Below are 16,465 nucleotides of genomic sequence, written 5' to 3' on the forward strand. Positions count from 1 at the left end.
CTGCATACTTTATAAAAGCTTCGGCTGTAGCTATTTAATTTTTGCTCCGCAATTTGAGCGATGATTTTCATATACAGCCTGACCTGTTTCAGGGAAATAACTTGTAAATGTAGATAAATCACTTTTAAGCTGTAAGGTAGTACCACGTTTAATTTCACGGGAGATAGTACTTGGACTACGTCCTAATTTTTTAGCAATATAGCGAATACTTTTACCTTCTTTTAGTAATGCATAAATTTCTCCACGCTCATAGCTATTTAGGTGTTTAAAAGAACGTACAGTTGTGTTAGAATTAATTTTATCAACCATAGTGAAAACCTCCTGTATGTTTGGATTTGACACCTATATCATACATGATTTTCACTATGGTTTTAATATTTTTTATCTGTTGCATTTAATTTTACAATGAACCTTGTATGAAATTTAATTAACCTTTATTTATGTATTGACCATTCAGTATAATTTTTATGTTAATTTAACTGTTAAATTTATCCATAATATTGTTTTAGTAGTATAATTATTATAAGGTGTATAATTTTTAATTTTATTTAATATATATTGAATAGTAAAATATGGGAGGGGTTTTAAATGAATTTAGCCAAAACAAAACTTGGCGAAGCCGCAATTAAAGAGGCTGTTAAGTATATTTTAAGAGACCCTGAAAAAAATATTCCAAAATTAATACGTTGGGGTGAAAAAATTGCAATACGTGAACAGGATAAAAAATACATCGCTTCTATAAAAAAATATTTAGATGATCCAAACAGTAACTGGTACAAGTACACATACAAACTTTTAACTGAACTTCATCCTAATGTTAGAGAAAAAGTAGGAATAAACTACTTTTTAAATGCGACTATGTTTGGAATACCGATTCAACTTGAAAATGAAAAAAAATATGACTGTAATATACCTTGGGCTATATTAATTGATCCTACTTCTGCATGTAACCTTAAATGCAAAGGATGCTGGGCTGGTGAATACAAGCCTTGGAATTTGTCCTTTGAAGATTTAGATAGAGTAATTACAGAAGGAAAAGAACTTGGAATATACATGTATATATTCTCAGGTGGAGAACCTCTCATGAGAAAGGATGATATAATAAAACTTTGTGAAAAGCATAGTGAATGTGCCTTTCTATCCTTTACAAATGGTACATTAGTAGATGAAGAATTTGCTAAAGAGATGCAAAGAGTTGGTAATTTTGCCCTAGCTTTTAGTATTGAAGGGTTTGAAGAAGAAACAGACATGAGACGTGGAAAAGGTTGTTTCAATGCAGTAATGAGGGCAATGGATATATTAAGAAGTTATGGATGTGCCTTTGGCTTCTCAACCTGTTATCATAGATATAATACTGAAGTTGTAGCTTCAAAGGAATATATTGATCTTATGATTCAAAAAGGATGTAGATTTGGCTGGTACTTCACTTATGTTCCTGTTGGAAGCGATAGTGATGTAAACTTTATGGCTACAGTTGAGCAGCGCGAATATATGTATAGGAGAATAAATGAAATTAGAGCTACTGAGCCTATATTTGTGCTGGATTTTTGGAATGATGGTGAATTTTCAAATGGATGTATTGCTGGGGGAAGAAGGTATTTCCACATAAATGCAAATGGAGATTGTGAACCATGTGCATTTATCCACTATTCTAACATGAACATAAAGGAACACAGCTTAATTGAGGTTCTTAAGTCACCTCTTTTTATGGCATATAGAAGAAATCAACCATTTAATAATAATATGCTAAGACCTTGTCCTATGATAGACAACCCTGATGCATTAAGAAAAATGGTTAAAGAATCTGGAGCATATTCAACACAATTAAATGACAATGAAACTGTTGATGAACTTGCTGATAAGCTTTTAGAATATGCAAAATCTTGGGGAGAAAGAGCAGATAAAATAATGATGGAAAAACAACAAAAAAATACATGTGCATAAATTATACAAGTGCCATGAACAATTGTTCAATGGCACTTGTTCTTTATTTAAAAATTCTTCTTAATATCCATGGTCTTTTTATATTAACTGCTTTTTTAGGACAAAGTTCATGGCAGCAAAAACATCTTATGCACTTTTTATAATCTATACTTGGTATTTTGTCACCCATTTTAAGAGCTTTTGGTGGGCAACTTTCAACACAAACACCACACCTTACACAAATATCTTTTGAAAACTCTGGCCTTGGGGATAAATAAAAGGTTAAAAAGTCCTCTACTCTTTTTGGAACTCTTCCTCTGAAAAAATTTACACTTCTAATATTAGGTACCCTAAATTTAGTTACATACTTTTCTATATCTTCTCCAACTATTTCTAATTTTTCTATACCACCTTTTATTAACCCTCTCTCTAAACTTCTTTTTATTGTAGGAACATCATCGACTTTTAATCCCATAATATGTGCTCCACATACGTCTAATTCATAAGGGTTATCTGAAGCTAAAAGTAAACCTACATGTTTTGGAACACCGGCGGTTGGTCCATCCCCCTCCATAGCAACTATTCCATCAATAATTGAAAATGAAGGTTTTACAGTCTCACATATATCAACTAATAAATTAGAAAAATCATATATCTCAGGCATTTTAAAATGATACTCTACCTTTAACACCCCAGGTATCATACCAAATAATACTTTTACAGCCCCAGTATAAACAGCCATACTATGTGTTTTAAGCTTTGAAATTGTAATTATTTTATCACATTTAAAGGGTGGATCAATCATAGTTAAAACCTTAGATATACAGCCATCGGAGGTTTTATAATCACTATAAGAACAATCAAAGTTCAGTTCGGCTCCGCTATTTTTGGCAGCCTCCTCTATCCCACATACCTTATAGAAGCTTCTAAGTATCTTCTCATTATATGGCCCACCTGGACTATCTCCTATAATCACTCTACACCCGTTTTCAACAAGTCTTTTACTTATCGCCTCTATAACCATTGGATGAGTTGTTGCTGCCTCATCTGGATGCTTTTTTATTACTAAATTAATCTTTAAAAAAACTGTTTCACCTTTTTTGGCTATTTTATCTATTCCACCATAGTGTTTTATCAATTCATCAACAGCCCTATACACATTTTCTCTTTCATAATCATTGCATTTAATTGCATAAACCTTTCCCATTCTATCACCTCAGTACATATTTTTTGACTTTTTACCTATTCTAATTTATAAAGGAGGGTTTTCATATGCTTTTTTATCCAAAACGTGCCTTTTTTGAACCTAAAACATTAGACTATCCAACAGGAAAATACATATACAATAAATTAAAGGAACTAAACATACCTGTATTTATTGAAAATAAATCCGTTAGTTTTGAAAAGGACTTTGATGACATAAAAGAATACTATGCTTACGCTAAAAGCTCTCTTGTAGTTTCAATTAAAAAAAGCATGAAACTTGAAAGTTGCAGACCTTCTGCAGATTATCAGTTTCCACTAGTTACAGGTTGTCCTGCTAGCTGTCAATACTGCTATTTACAGTCTAACCCAAATATTAAACCATTTGCAAGGGTATATGCTAATGTTGAAGAAATTTTACAAAACAACGAAAAATATATAAATCAAAATAAACCCAAAATTACATCATTCGAGCTTGCAAGCACTAGCGATCCCTTATCTGTTGAACATCTAACTGGTTCTGTAAAAAAGGCAATAGAGTTTTTTGCAGATCAAGAATACGGTAGACTAAGGCTTGTAACTAAATTTGCATATGTTGACTCACTACTTAATATAGATCACAAACAACATACAAAAATAAGATTTAGTATAAATTCAAAATATGTGATAAATAAATTTGAATTCAATGTTAGCCCACTAAACGAAAGACTAGAGGCTGCACAAAAAGTTTATGACGCAGGATATCCATTAGGATTTATTATTGCACCAATATACTATTATGATAATTACAAGCAAGAATATGCTGAACTTCTAGATATGTTAAGAGATAAAATTAAAAATCCAGAAAAAGCTGAAATAACTTTTGAACTGATACAGCATAGATTTACAACAAAGGCTATGGACACAATATTAGCTCGTTTTCCAAATACAGAGATAGACTTTTCAATGGAAAATAGACAGCAGAAATGGGGACCCTATGGAGTTTATAAATATGTATATAAAAAAGATATATCAACAGAAATGAAGGACTTTATAATTTCAGAAATAAAAAAGAGATTTCCTAAGGCTGAAGTTGAATACTTTACATAACTAAAGTGCCACCCAGGTGAAATGTGATATTATACACAAAACGGAAAATGTCACATTTCACCTGGGTGGCACTATTTGGCGGAGAGGGTGGGATTCGAACCCACGGTGGAGTTGCCCCCACGCCGGTTTTCAAGACCGGTGCCTTAAACCAGCTCGACCACCTCTCCATATTTAATTGGTGACCCCTAGGGGATTCGAACCCCTGTTACCACCGTGAAAGGGTGGTGTCTTAACCACTTGACCAAGGGGCCATGCCTTAAGCACATGTATTAATATATCATGTATTATGACATATGTCAACATATTTTTTTAAATTTTTTTAAGTTGAATTCCTCATTTACTAGTAATAAAATCAAAATATATTACTTTTATTAAAGAAGGTGTAAATATGAAAAAATTTATACACACTCTATACTACATATCTGGTAAAATATATATACCATCATCTCTTCTAAAGGTTAGAAATACTATTTTGCACATTAGCGACACACCTTCAAACATCTATCCAGAATTGATTAGACTTGTGAAAAAATTATCACCAGATTATATTATACATACAGGCGATGTGGTAGATAATATAAAGCTTGAACTATACCCCTTTAAACTAAAAGAATATGAAAAATTATCTATTAACTTTATTAAAAGCTTAACGCCTTTAGTAAAAAAGAAGTTATAATAGTACCTGGAAATCATGATTATCCTTATTTACTAAAGAATATTCCAAAAGTTAAACTAATAAATGAAGGAGAAACTATATCCATTAATAGTACAACAATTGGTCTTGCACATAAATTTGATAAATTGCCTTCTAAGGAATGTTCTTTCTATCTTTATGGACATGATAAAAGTACATCATCTAAAAAATTTTTAAATGGAATAAAAAATATACATGTAATAGAATTAGATACACATAAGGTATTTCATCTTAAATATCCTATCAATACAGATAGCTATAGATTGTTAAGAACAAAAATCGGTATGTAGTGTGGGGGGAAAATTTATGCTTTCACTTTTTAGATTGGGTCCAAAGATGATTGTAATAGGTAGTGAAAAACCAGAAGAGTTTACAAATTTATTGTTAAGTAACTTCGAAGCTGTAAAGACAAGTATTGTGGATGCTCTAAATACTTCATATGAAAATTCAACTATAGTTTTTATAACAAAACCAGGAATAAAAATTGCACACATTAAAGATATTATTGCAACAATTTATATAAATTTATCTGCTGATGAATTTTATACAACATTAATAAATAAAAGGTTATATGATCATATAAATGACATACGTAGTGCACCTGGAATGTTGATTATGAGAACTCAAGGAGATAAAGATAAAATCATAAGTTCTGTTGCCTATGAATACAAAGCAAATATGTATTCAATATTTGAAAGTTTGGACAATGGGTCATCTAATCAAACAATAATATTTTTTACAGACAGACCGCTTAACAGTAGGTTAACATTAAACTCCTTTGAAACAACAGCCCTATTAATTGATGAAAATATTAACACTGTATCAACTAAAATGCGAACCCAAGCTCTTAGATTTTTAAATGAAGGTCTTGTTGATAGAAATTGGTATGAAGTTAAAATACGCATTTATGATAGATATAGTGAATATGATTTACACTATAAAAGACTATCAGTTGCCCTTGATAACCTTGACATAGGACTTATATTGGGAGAATCATGGACAAAAGATACACCAAGATTTTTATTATCTGTACTAGTTTATCAGGTTAAACTTTTTACACTACTACCACCAACTGAAATTAAAAAAATATTATTAGGTTTAGAATATGCTGATGATGGCACAAGAATAGTTGATTTAGATTTAATATATAAAAATAAAAAAATTGATTGGACAGATGTAAAAATAAATAATATGGAAAGAAAAGAATTAGGCATGATGTTTAGACAAGAAATATTAAACAGTTTAAACAATGAGTCAAAAAAGAAACTGCTAGATCTTGAAAATGTAATTTTAAATACTCGAAGCTAAAAACAATGCCCATGAATAGATCACAATCTATTCATGGGCATTGCAATCTTTTAATACTATTTATTTAGTACAAACTTCTCTATAGCCTTTGCAACTCCATCATTATCATTTGTGTCTGTTACATATGCTGCTATTTTTTTAATTTCCTCTTCTGCATTTCCCATAGCAACTGGAAAACCTGCAAATTCAAACATAGTTTTGTCATTTTCATTGTCACCAAAACAAATTATCTCCTCTTTATTTATACCAAAATATTCTGCAAGTATTTTAAGTGCTCTTCCCTTTGATACCTCTTTATCCATAACTTCAAAATTATTAACGTATGATGAAAAAACAGATACATCCATATTTTCCCTAATATATTTTTTCAATCCCTGAAGCCTCTCTATTTGATCTTCATCTGCCATAACAACTACCTTTAAAAAATTTTCTCCCTCTTTATTTACAACATCCTCTAATCTATCTACTATTTTTATATTTATTTTTTCATCCTCAGGAACTGTTTCATTCCACCTTGTATAATTTAAGGATGAATGAATAAGCTTTTCTGAATATATTGTATCAGTTGTGTATATGTGAGGATAAAATCCCCATTCTCTTGAGACTTTTATTATTTTAATCAATGTATCTTTATTTATGTACTTTTCATATATAACCTCTTCTCTATCTTTTTCACGAATATATGCACCATTTGATGCAATTATAGGCGCCTTGGTACCTATTATTCTTGCGTAGGATTTTGCAGAGGTAAAAATTCTACCTGTACATACAACAAGTTTTACTCCCTCTTTAGCTGCCCTTCTTAAAACATCCTTTGTATATTCTGTTACTTCTTTTTTACTATTAAGAAGTGTCCCATCCATATCCATGGCAATAAGTTTGTATTTCAAAATCATCATCCTTTCGTTTTTAGTCCATAAAAAATTATACTATAAAATAATTTTTTATCAACCAACAACATAAAAAAGGATAGGCTACTTTAGCCCATCCTCAAGATACTTCCATTCTAATATATCTCCATTCTTCAATATATACCCTCCAGCACCAACAGGTGCCTTAACACCATTTACATAGTAACACCATCCACTTTTTTCACCATAGTCCCTCTCCCTTAATCCTGCAATTGAGGAGAAGTATATGCTACTTCCAGTACCCTTTGTTCTATAGGATATTTTGTTTTCTATTAATACCTTAAGCGTCACCTCTGCTGCTGTCTTAGAATTTATTTCTACATACCCTTTATAAATCACTTTGTTATTTATTGTATCAATAATATATACATTAGGCTTTTTAATGGTGTTTCTGCTTTCTAAAGTATTTTTTTTGTTGTCAGTTAATGTTGAAACCCCATTACTTTTTTGTTGTTTAGCTGTTTGTTTATTTTCGATTTGTTTTTGATTATTCTTCTCTTTTATGTTTGAGCTTTGCTTACTATTTTTGTTATCTGGTTTAGTTTGCTTTTGTATGTCCTCTTTTTTTACTTCTTTATTTTCCAATTTACTTTGTTTATTACTTTCAACTATCTTCTTACTATCTTTACCCTGCAGTTTATTCTGTAGACTTCCTGCAAATGAAATAGCTGATATTGAAATCACAAGCATTGCTACTATTAAAAGCAGCTTCTTTTTCATCTTCTTTCCTCCTAAGCCCTTGTTTGCTTTCTAACCATTATTACCCCTAAAACAATCATAATCACTGCTGAAGCTAAAATTACATTTAAATCAAACATTCCACCTGTTTTTGGCAGAAGCTTAGTAACCTCAACCTTATCTTCCTCTATTTCATAAATCTTTAATTTGCTAACGTCTATAGTATTTTCAAAGAAATTATATCTTCCTGTCTTTTTAAACTCTCTTATTGCAATTAATGCTCTAAGTGCCTGTTCTGTTGCCATATAGTCTGCCTTTTTTCCTATCTCATGGGCAAATTGTCCATTATCAAGTCTAAAACTTAATAATGCAGAATATAAGTCTCCATTTTTCTTTGTAAATTTTATTCCCTCTGGATTTACTCCAACAGCAGTTAATCCCAATATAACAAAGGATAATGTTTCACTATACGCTCCAAAACTATCTGGTATATATCCAGAATCAAGTTGCATCTTTGATAAACTATCAACTGCCTTATCTACTGCTACCTTTACCTTACTATTTGACATATAAGGTGATAATGCAGCAAGTGTAATACCTGTTATATCTGGGTTAATTCCCATTTGACTATTTAATGTCCAACCATAAAGCTCTATACCGTTTTTATTTACTGTAACTGCCTTATTAAGTATAAAATCCACAAGTTTTTCTCTTGTTATTTTATAATCCTTTCTATCGCCTGTATAGTCTAAAGCAAGAAGTGCAAATATTGCATCGTTTATAAGGAATTTATCTAAACTTCTTTTGTTATAAAGCTCATCCATTAAATTGTAACCTGCAAAATCATATGGGCTGTATCCTGCTGCTGTTAATGTTAGAATTAATTTTTCAATATCAGTATTAGTATATTCATCTATACCATAAGCTTTAAGTTCCTTTGCAGCTTCATCTACAAGGCCTTTATCTATTGATTTGCCCATTTTGGCTAAACTTAAAAATGCCCACATATCTAGCTGATTCTTTTCTATATAATTTAATGTTAATTTAACATCCTCTTCAATATTCTTATTGATTAAATTATTATTCTTTGAAACAAATTCTAAATACGCACTATCTCTATAATCTATATTTGGGCTATGAACTCCATCTATTGTAAATACACCCTCATCTTTAACAACAGTAGGTAATTTATCCACATTATACCCACTAATTCTGTAGCTGTGTACTCCCTCTTTTAATCCCTCTACACTAATTTCTCCATTTGCATCTGTTATATAATTCTTTTCATCTATAGTAACAATTGCTGAATCAATAGGAATTGTTACATTTTTATTTTGATACCAGTCAAAATAAGTATATGCAAATTGAATCTTTAAAGGTTTATTAGGCTCTACTATATCAGGCGTAAACTTTATTGTATTTGCATATGCTGTTGTAAAATCTCCATAGAATACAACTATCTCATCGCCTTCATTTGGAATATATGAGTCTATTCCCACCATAGGAGTCTCTATTTTATTCCTGCTCTTTATATAGTACATCCATCCATCATATCCACCAAATTTTCCTGCCTTTAGTCCATTTATTTCTTCAATATATTTACCCCACTGACCATCTATTACCTTATATGAAATCCCATTCTTATTTAGAAGTTGTTCCACTCCAGATAGAGCATTTACTCCTTCTACTTCTCCTCTTACTACTGTATCATGTAATCCTTCTACCCTTACAGTAAACTTAGGCCTTTTAATTTCAAATGTGATAGTATCTGCAACAATGTTAGGTATATCATTTCCTTCTTTAAAATCATAAAACTTAAGTTCATGTACTCCCTCTTGTAATCCCTGAGGAATTTCTATTCTATTTTCTACAACTTGTACACTTTTACCATCAATTTCAGCTTTAAATCCCTCTATCTTAGTTACTGTTCCATCCCAACCAATATTGTTGAATGTTATTGTAAGTGATTTGTTTGGGCTTAATGTTGAAAAACTAATATCATTTGCTAAATATGGCTTTGGATAACACACGTAGTAGAGTAATAGTTTATCGCCACTTTTTAACTCTGTTGAATCTATTGAATTCGGTATTTCATACTTGCCATCCCTTTGTATTGCATACATCCAACCTGAATATAAACCTAAATCATTTTCCTTAAGTCCATTTACTTCTGATATATATTTGCCATAACTACTGTCCTTTACTACATAAGTAATTCCCTTTGCCTTTAAAACTTCATCTAATGCCTCTAGTGCATTAGTTTTTGTTGTAGTACCTTCTGCAACTATACCTTGATTGCTTTGAACTACTACATAAACCTTTTGTGTATCTGCTAATACTTGTTTTGGTATAATAGATAGAAATTGTAATAATATGAAAATAGAAAGCATTAATTTTGATACTAATTTTTTCATATGTCTCCCCCCGCTTCTTTAATATATGTCACCTCAAGCCTATCCTTAAATCGTTTTAATATCTTATACATCTCATCATAGAACAGAACAGAAAAGACAAAGTTTGAACTTGCATGCAATATATCAAATACCAATCCTGTTAGATAGGCTAAGGCTATAGTTTTTATATTAATAGGCCTAATAAAGCCTATTACATGCCATAAATTCATTATCCAATCAAATAAAAATCCATAAACAAAACAGATTATAGAGAAATATTCCATTTTAATCTTTTTCCTTACTAGTCCTGAAGCTGCACCTATAATTCCCCATGCAAACATCTGCCATATAGTCCATGGTCCATGTCCTAAAAATATATTGGAAATAAAAGCAGCTGTACATCCAACTATAAATCCCACAAAGGATCCAAAAACATTACCTACTACAGCAACTATAAAAGTTGTGGGTTGAACATTAGGAATTGCCCCAAATGGTATCCTAAAAACTCCTGCAATAGCACCTAACGTTGCAATAAGGCTTATTTCCTTTGTTCCCATTTTACTTTTTTCAAAGTAAACAAATATAGTAAATATAAAAATTATAACAAACAGATTTATTAAAAACTCAATATTCACCTATTTCCCTCCAAAGCATTTAAAAACTGATTAAATGTAAAAACTCCACTTATAAACTCTCTAGTTAGCTTGTTAATTTCAGTTGTGTAAAAGATACAATCCTCTAATACTCTGCTATCACCAATATCAACTATTTCTCCATCAAACATTAGCATAAACTTATCGGCACAATCTGTTGCAAATTCCATATCGTGAGTTATAAGTAAAATTGAAACCCCATCCCTTGATAAATCCCTTATTATCTTTGAAATTTCACTTTTAATATTTACATCAATCCCCCTTGTAGGTTCATCTAAAAGCAAAAGTTTAGGTTTTAAAATCAAGGTATTTGCAAGTGCTAATCTCTGTTTTTCTCCACCACTTAAATCTCTTGGATTTTTGTCTTTATGTTTATATAAATCAAGCTTTTTTAAAATTTCATCTATAATACTTTTATCTTGTATATTAAAATTATTTAATGTAAATAAAAGCTCTTCATACACAGTATCTTTAGTAATATAATCATTAGGATTTTGGGAAAGATATCCAATATATTTTGCTCTTTCCTTTACCTTTAATCTATCTATCTTTTCTCCCTCTAATATAATAGTTCCCTTATAATCTAAAAGCCCCATAATCGCTTTTAAAAGTGTTGACTTACCAGCTCCATTGGCACCTATTAAGGCAGCTACTTCTCCCTTTTTTAAATTAAAACTTACTCCCTTAACTGCTGTTTTACTTTCATATTTTACCTTAACATCTTTAACTTCAAGCATATTGCTTTCTTTTTTTTCTTCTCTAGTTATTTTTTTAAATTCAATATTTTTTAACCCAATTTTTATACTTCTACTATCCTTTGGATATTCAATAATTCCTATCTTTTTGGCTAACTTTAATCTTGATGGAATGAGGTCCTCTATAGCATTTAAGTTACTCAAATATGCTTCTTCCTTCTTTCCACTAAATTCAATTTTTCCATCATTCATAACTACTAATCTATCTATATGATCAAACCATCTTGATACCCTCTGTTCAATAACAATAACATTAATCATAAGCTCTCTATTTATCTTCCTTACAATATTTAAAACCTCATCAGCACTAATTGGATCAAGCTGTGATGTTGGTTCATCCAATATAATACACTTTGGCATAAAAGAAAGAGCAGATGCTATTGCAACCTTTTGCTTTTGTCCTCCAGATAAAGTTGATATATCCCTATCATAAAGATCTGTAATACCACAGAACTCTAGAGATTCCCATATCCTTTTTTTTATTGTTCCTTCATCAAGTGCTATATTTTCTAATCCAAATGCTATCTCCCTATATACCTTATTCATTAAAATCTGCTTTTCTGGATCTTGAAATACCATTGTAACTAAACTCGATCTATTTTTTTGATTTAATTTAAATACATCTTCACCATCTAAAAAAACTTGACCACCAATTTTCCCACCATAAAAATTAGGTATAGCTCCTGTTATACACTTTGCCAAAGTTGATTTTCCTGAACCTGAGTACCCCACAACAAGTACAAACTCCCCATCATCAATATTTAAATTTATATTGTCTAACGCTTTTCTATTTGAGTTTGGATAATAATAGTTTAGATTGCTAATTTTAATCTGCATACCTATTCTCCTTATAATAGTAATTAATTACAGCAGTAAGTAAAAAAATCATAAAGGTAATTATAAGTGTTTCTAAGTTTAAACTTAATCTATAATCTTCATATGCGTTGTAGTCAATGATTTTTCTTAATAACAAAACAAGTATAAAAGCTACTAGGCTTAAAATAGATATAGCATAATCAACCAATTTAAACTTCTTTTTATTAAAAATACTTCTTCTACCCGATAGAAATCCCCTAACATAGCTTGACTCTGCAATATCAAAGGATGACTCTAAAGATTCCTCTATTAAAACCATCATCAAAGGAATTTGAGCCTTAATCCTTTCAAATCTACTCTTACTTTCAAACTCTACACCTCGAATTAAGTATATATCCTTTAAATCCTTAAGTTTATTTTTCATAGTAGGTATTAACTTTAAACACACCATAAAAATTAGCCCTGTCTTTGGCATTTTAGATAAAATAAATGTTAACGCTGAATCCGAATCAATAAGCATTTCCATTATGTAAAAGGCATATATTATAATTAATAGTTTTACTGCAAACAAAACAGAATATATTAAACTTTCAAGGGTGACATACTTATTAAAAAGTCTAAATAAAACTACAACTCCAGCACTTGAAAAAAACATATTAATCAATATTGTTATAATTATCAGTGGTAAAAAAACTTTAATTGTTACTAATATAATCCTTCTTTTTTTAAAATATAAAAACATCCCAAGTTCACATATCAATATACTCAATAGCAAAATTGGATTTAATGTTAAAAAGGATATACTAATTAGCATTACTGTATATAAAACCAAAGATAAAACATGTAATTCCATATAATCAACTCCATCAAAAAAAGGCCCGGTTAGGGCCTTAAAATACTCTTTAAATATTTTAAGTCTCCCTTCCCTCCGAAGGTAACTTTCCTCTTTACAGGCAGGTTTCCTGGCTTGTGGTTCATCCTCTGCCTAACCTTCCCAAAAAGGTGGTATACCTAGGCTTCGTCACCACTCACAGTAGCGGGGGCTGCAACGGATTCTAACCGTTTTCCCTTTTAACCATATACATGGCACCTGTAAAGCTATTTACTTTTTCATCTATAAATATATAACAATTATAGAAAATAATCAATGCTTTTTTCAAAAATTTTCTTTAAATTTATATTGAATAATATTTAGTATTTACTTAAATATATTTTTAATATAAACTATTTACAAATAGTCTATCGGGGGGATAGTATGACAAATATATGTCCTATGTGTAAAAAAGAAGGTGACCTAGTTCAAAGAATAACAGTTGAAAGCCTTGTTAACGACCATTTTAAAAAGCATCTTAAATCATTTGAATATGGACTATGTAAAAATCCTGATTGTGACATAGTGTACTTTAATAATGAAACATCTGAAATATATTTTCAAAGAGATATAAAGGTTCCTGTTTGGTATAAAAATCAAGAAAATCCCATTGTATGCTACTGTGCCAATGTGACGTTAAAGGATGTAATAGATCTAGTAGTGGAAAAACAAAAAATTAAAACTTTTCAAGAACTTGTTGATTTAACAGGTGCAATGAAAAGCTGTAGATGTAAAACACAAAACCCTTCAGGCAAATGCTGTAAAGAAGTACTAGAAGATGCCTTCAATTACGCATTAAGCTTAATTGATACTGAGATATAATTAAGTATAAATATTACCCCATGATGAATTTTAAGGTATTCATCATGGGGTGTTTTTGTGATTAATTACTAAAACATTTATGTTATTTTAAAAATGCAAATAACAACATTCCCGTTAATGAACTTATAAGATATAGTAAACCTATAATCTTTAAAGCATCAAGTTTACTTTTTGACTCTTTTACTAAATATATTAATCCTAAACCAGCATTTGCACAAAGACCTGCAATTGTACTTGAAAAACTTAAAATTCCTAATACAAAGGCCTGTATTATACCAACCGAAATAGCACAGTTTGGTATAAGACCAATTAATGATACAAATACAGGCTGTATAGCTGATGATTTACTCAAAACTCCTACACTTTTATCAATATGAAACATATCAACCAAATAAGCTAAAACTATGTTTATTAAAAACATGTATATAAATATTCTAAAACTCTTTCTTGCTGAATGTATTAAAACTTCCTTTAAATTAAAATGCTCTGTTAAGCACTCGTCTGCTACAGCAAGTTCAGCACCAGCATCCTCAATTTCAGATGTTTTTGATTTTAAAACATAATCAATTATATATCCCCAAACTACAGCTATGCTAAACTTAATAAGTATAAAAGGTAATACTTTATCCATAGCCTCTGGATGAGAAACAAGAACTGGAAGGGCTTCATCTGATGTTGCTAAAAATATTGAAAGCAGTGTACCTAAAGTAATATATCCTTGTAGATAAAACATAACTCCAAGTATTGAAAAACCACACTGAGGTATAATTCCTAAAGCTGCACCAATTATAGGACCAAATTTACCAGCACTCTTTATTTTATAGTCATATTTTTTACCCATCCTGTGTTCAATAAACTCAATGAAAACAAAAGCAACAATCAATATAGGCAATGCAATTATTGTATCATGAAGAGCTTCATGTATAAGTTCCATAGTCTCCCTCCTCTATTTGCAAATAATTTGCATTTTCTATTATAATATTATTCCCAATATATTTCAATATATACATTATTTAAGCAAAATAATAAATAAAGGCCTTATCAAAACAAATAAAAGTCTTGATAAAGCCTTTAAAATTCTATAACCATATAAACCAAGCAATGATATAACCTGAAAGAACAGCTGATAGCGTAAATGGAACGCTTAACTTCATAAAATCCCTTGCTTTTACTTGATATCCTTCATTCTTTAGTATTCCTAATGTTGTAATGTTAGCTGATGCACCAATTGGTGTTATATTTCCTCCAAGAGTTGCACCAATTAATAGTCCATAATATAAAATATATGGCTGAATTCCCATACCTGCAGCCACCTTTGCTGCAACTGGAAGCATTGTAGCAGTATATGGTATATTGTCTATAAAAGCTGACACTAAAACTGAAAACCATACAAATAGCGAATAAACTGTAAAAAGTCCTCCATTTCCAAATTTCAAAAACAGTCTACTTATGTCATTTATTACTCCAACCTCAGTTATTCCCCCTATTATTATAAAAAGGGACATTAAAATTAATATTGTTTGATAATCGATTTGAAGAAGTGTTACATTTAATGCATTTCTATTTTTATTGATTAAAAGTTCTTTAACTAAACCTATTTGTAAAAGAATAACGCAAATCAGTCCATTTGTTATGGATGGCTTATTTGGTATAAATGAAGCTAGTATTAAAAGCACTACCATTGCTATTATAAGATATGTTGGAAACATATCTTCAACCTTTTCCTTTTCTTCTAAATGGATAGGCTGGTTGTATTTTCTAAAGAAAACTATAAGCACTAAGCTTGATACTATAGCTCCAAGTTGAACAATAAAAAACAGCCCTATTCTCCCTTTAAAAAAGAAAAAGTCTAAAAAGTCCATATTGGCAAATCCACCAAGTAATAAAGATGTTGTATCACCTACAAGGGTAGCAGCTCCCTGAAGGTTTGAAGAAATTGAAATTGCAATAAGCATATACACAGGTGATATATTTATCCTCTTTGCTAAGTTTAATGCCACTGGAGCTACTATTAAAACAGTTGCAACATTGTCTATAAAAGCAGATATTATACCTGCAAATAAAGATAATGAAATTATAACCCACTTTACAGATCCTACCCTATCTATTATAAAATCAGCCATAGCTGCAGGCATTTTAGATTCTATAAACAAAGATACTATACCCATAGTACCAGAAATCATAAGTATTACGTTCCAGTCTATAGTAGTTAATACCTTATTAAATGGGAGTATACCTAAAGCTACAAATAAAATCGCAACAACTACAGCCGTCTGAGTTCTATATTTAGGTAAAAGTATTAACAATAAATATGTTAATAAGAATAATACTAATGCTAATGTTTTCATC

15 protein-coding genes, 2 tRNA genes, 1 pseudogene and 1 riboswitch are annotated in these 16,465 nt (G+C 30.4%); of the genes and pseudogenes, 6 read left to right on the plus strand and 12 right to left on the minus strand.

From position 1 onward, the window contains the following. Positions 1-309, minus strand: a pseudogene (locus tag TCEL_RS08055) (transposase); the annotation flags it as partial. A gap of 279 nt (positions 310-588) precedes the next feature. Between TCEL_RS08055 and TCEL_RS08060 the strand changes: the two are divergent. Next, a complete protein-coding gene (locus TCEL_RS08060; RefSeq protein WP_018663004.1) occupies positions 589-1,944 on the plus strand; it encodes a radical SAM/SPASM domain-containing protein in 1,356 nt (451 codons plus the stop codon). 43 nt (positions 1,945-1,987) lie between these two features. Here the strand turns inward: TCEL_RS08060 and TCEL_RS08065 are convergent, their stop codons facing one another. Next, on the minus strand, positions 1,988-3,130 hold the full coding sequence (locus TCEL_RS08065) for a DUF362 domain-containing protein (RefSeq protein ID WP_018663006.1): 1,143 nt from the start codon (positions 3,128-3,130) through the stop codon (positions 1,988-1,990). Between the two features lie 65 nt (positions 3,131-3,195). Between TCEL_RS08065 and splB the strand changes: the two genes are divergently transcribed. Further along, complete coding sequence (gene splB, locus TCEL_RS08070; protein WP_018663009.1) at positions 3,196-4,215, plus strand: spore photoproduct lyase; 1,020 nt, start codon at positions 3,196-3,198, stop codon at positions 4,213-4,215. Positions 4,216-4,291: 76 nt separating this feature from the next. Here splB and TCEL_RS08075 read toward each other — a convergent pair. Together TCEL_RS08075 and TCEL_RS08080 are read right to left on the minus strand one after the other, a co-directional pair. Then, positions 4,292-4,382, minus strand: a tRNA-Ser gene (locus TCEL_RS08075). Between the two features lie 9 nt (positions 4,383-4,391). Continuing rightward, positions 4,392-4,466, minus strand: a tRNA-Glu gene (locus TCEL_RS08080). A 137-nt stretch (positions 4,467-4,603) separates the two neighbouring features. Here TCEL_RS08080 and TCEL_RS08085 point away from each other — a divergent pair. The 3 genes from TCEL_RS08085 (at position 4,604) to TCEL_RS08090 (ending at position 6,217) form a co-directional block, all read left to right on the plus strand. Continuing rightward, positions 4,604-4,891 (plus strand): metallophosphoesterase, encoded by a 288-nt coding sequence (locus tag TCEL_RS08085; RefSeq protein WP_018663011.1) that lies wholly within the window; start codon positions 4,604-4,606, stop codon positions 4,889-4,891. 125 nt (positions 4,892-5,016) lie between these two features. After that, a complete protein-coding gene (locus TCEL_RS13850) occupies positions 5,017-5,199 on the plus strand; it encodes a hypothetical protein (RefSeq protein WP_198010653.1) in 183 nt (60 codons plus the stop codon). A gap of 16 nt (positions 5,200-5,215) precedes the next feature. Next, positions 5,216-6,217, plus strand: coding sequence for a hypothetical protein (locus TCEL_RS08090; protein WP_018663013.1), 1,002 nt, complete (start codon positions 5,216-5,218; stop codon positions 6,215-6,217). Positions 6,218-6,273: 56 nt separating this feature from the next. Here TCEL_RS08090 and TCEL_RS08095 read toward each other — a convergent pair whose 3' ends face one another. The 6 genes from TCEL_RS08095 to TCEL_RS13500 form a co-directional block, all read right to left on the minus strand. Continuing rightward, positions 6,274-7,107 (minus strand): Cof-type HAD-IIB family hydrolase, encoded by an 834-nt coding sequence (locus TCEL_RS08095; RefSeq protein WP_018663016.1) that lies wholly within the window; start codon positions 7,105-7,107, stop codon positions 6,274-6,276. Positions 7,108-7,191: 84 nt separating this feature from the next. Then, a complete protein-coding gene (locus tag TCEL_RS08100; protein WP_018663018.1) occupies positions 7,192-7,848 on the minus strand; it encodes a DUF4430 domain-containing protein in 657 nt (218 codons plus the stop codon). 11 nt (positions 7,849-7,859) lie between these two features. Continuing rightward, positions 7,860-10,220, minus strand: coding sequence for a DUF4430 domain-containing protein (locus TCEL_RS12830; RefSeq protein ID WP_018663019.1), 2,361 nt, complete (start codon positions 10,218-10,220; stop codon positions 7,860-7,862). Then, positions 10,217-10,834 carry an ECF transporter S component gene (locus TCEL_RS08110; RefSeq protein ID WP_018663020.1) on the minus strand — a complete coding sequence of 206 codons (618 nt, stop codon included), beginning with the start codon at positions 10,832-10,834 and terminating at the stop codon, positions 10,217-10,219. The genes TCEL_RS12830 and TCEL_RS08110 overlap by 4 nt, the downstream gene beginning before the upstream one ends. Further along, positions 10,831-12,444: an ABC transporter ATP-binding protein gene (locus TCEL_RS08115; RefSeq protein WP_018663021.1), complete on the minus strand. Its 1,614-nt coding sequence runs from the start codon at positions 12,442-12,444 to the stop codon at positions 10,831-10,833. The genes TCEL_RS08110 and TCEL_RS08115 overlap by 4 nt, the downstream gene beginning before the upstream one ends. Next, the gene (locus TCEL_RS13500; protein WP_018663022.1) at positions 12,434-13,276 is read right to left on the minus strand and encodes an energy-coupling factor transporter transmembrane component T; all 843 of its coding nucleotides are present in this window, start codon (positions 13,274-13,276) and stop codon (positions 12,434-12,436) included. The genes TCEL_RS08115 and TCEL_RS13500 overlap by 11 nt, the downstream gene beginning before the upstream one ends. An 82-nt stretch (positions 13,277-13,358) precedes the next feature. Then, positions 13,359-13,532, minus strand: a riboswitch (cobalamin riboswitch). A 146-nt stretch (positions 13,533-13,678) separates the two neighbouring features. Between TCEL_RS13500 and TCEL_RS08125 the strand changes: the two genes are divergently transcribed. Then, positions 13,679-14,116 carry a copper chaperone Copz family protein gene (locus tag TCEL_RS08125; RefSeq protein ID WP_018663024.1) on the plus strand — a complete coding sequence of 146 codons (438 nt, stop codon included), beginning with the start codon at positions 13,679-13,681 and terminating at the stop codon, positions 14,114-14,116. A gap of 82 nt (positions 14,117-14,198) precedes the next feature. On the opposite strand, the gene TCEL_RS08130 is transcribed toward TCEL_RS08125, so the two are convergent. Together TCEL_RS08130 and TCEL_RS08135 are read right to left on the minus strand one after the other, a co-directional pair. Then, positions 14,199-15,050: a putative manganese transporter gene (locus TCEL_RS08130; RefSeq protein WP_018663026.1), complete on the minus strand. Its 852-nt coding sequence runs from the start codon at positions 15,048-15,050 to the stop codon at positions 14,199-14,201. A gap of 145 nt (positions 15,051-15,195) precedes the next feature. Beyond that, positions 15,196-16,464: an ArsB/NhaD family transporter gene (locus TCEL_RS08135; RefSeq protein ID WP_018663028.1), complete on the minus strand. Its 1,269-nt coding sequence runs from the start codon at positions 16,462-16,464 to the stop codon at positions 15,196-15,198. Position 16,465 lies beyond the last annotated feature (1 nt).

Source organism: Thermobrachium celere DSM 8682 (assembly GCF_000430995.1).
In the GTDB taxonomy this organism is placed as follows: Bacteria; Bacillota; Clostridia; order Clostridiales; family Caloramatoraceae; genus Thermobrachium; species Thermobrachium celere.

Bases quoted from the DNA above. Each gene is read 5' to 3' on its own strand.
- TCEL_RS08060 (WP_018663004.1), top strand. From the start codon at position 589: ATGAATTTAGCCAAAACAAAACTTGGCGAAGCCGCAATTAAAGAGGCT.
- TCEL_RS08065 (WP_018663006.1), bottom strand. From the start codon at position 3,130: ATGGGAAAGGTTTATGCAATTAAATGCAATGATTATGAAAGAGAAAAT.
- splB (WP_018663009.1), top strand. From the start codon at position 3,196: ATGCTTTTTTATCCAAAACGTGCCTTTTTTGAACCTAAAACATTAGAC.
- TCEL_RS08085 (WP_018663011.1), top strand. From the start codon at position 4,604: ATGAAAAAATTTATACACACTCTATACTACATATCTGGTAAAATATAT.
- TCEL_RS08090 (WP_018663013.1), top strand. From the start codon at position 5,216: ATGCTTTCACTTTTTAGATTGGGTCCAAAGATGATTGTAATAGGTAGT.
- TCEL_RS08100 (WP_018663018.1), bottom strand. From the start codon at position 7,848: ATGAAAAAGAAGCTGCTTTTAATAGTAGCAATGCTTGTGATTTCAATA.
- TCEL_RS12830 (WP_018663019.1), bottom strand. From the start codon at position 10,220: ATGAAAAAATTAGTATCAAAATTAATGCTTTCTATTTTCATATTATTA.
- TCEL_RS08115 (WP_018663021.1), bottom strand. From the start codon at position 12,444: ATGCAGATTAAAATTAGCAATCTAAACTATTATTATCCAAACTCAAAT.
- TCEL_RS13500 (WP_018663022.1), bottom strand. From the start codon at position 13,276: ATGGAATTACATGTTTTATCTTTGGTTTTATATACAGTAATGCTAATT.
- TCEL_RS08125 (WP_018663024.1), top strand. From the start codon at position 13,679: ATGACAAATATATGTCCTATGTGTAAAAAAGAAGGTGACCTAGTTCAA.
- TCEL_RS08130 (WP_018663026.1), bottom strand. From the start codon at position 15,050: ATGGAACTTATACATGAAGCTCTTCATGATACAATAATTGCATTGCCT.
- TCEL_RS08135 (WP_018663028.1), bottom strand. From the start codon at position 16,464: ATGAAAACATTAGCATTAGTATTATTCTTATTAACATATTTATTGTTA.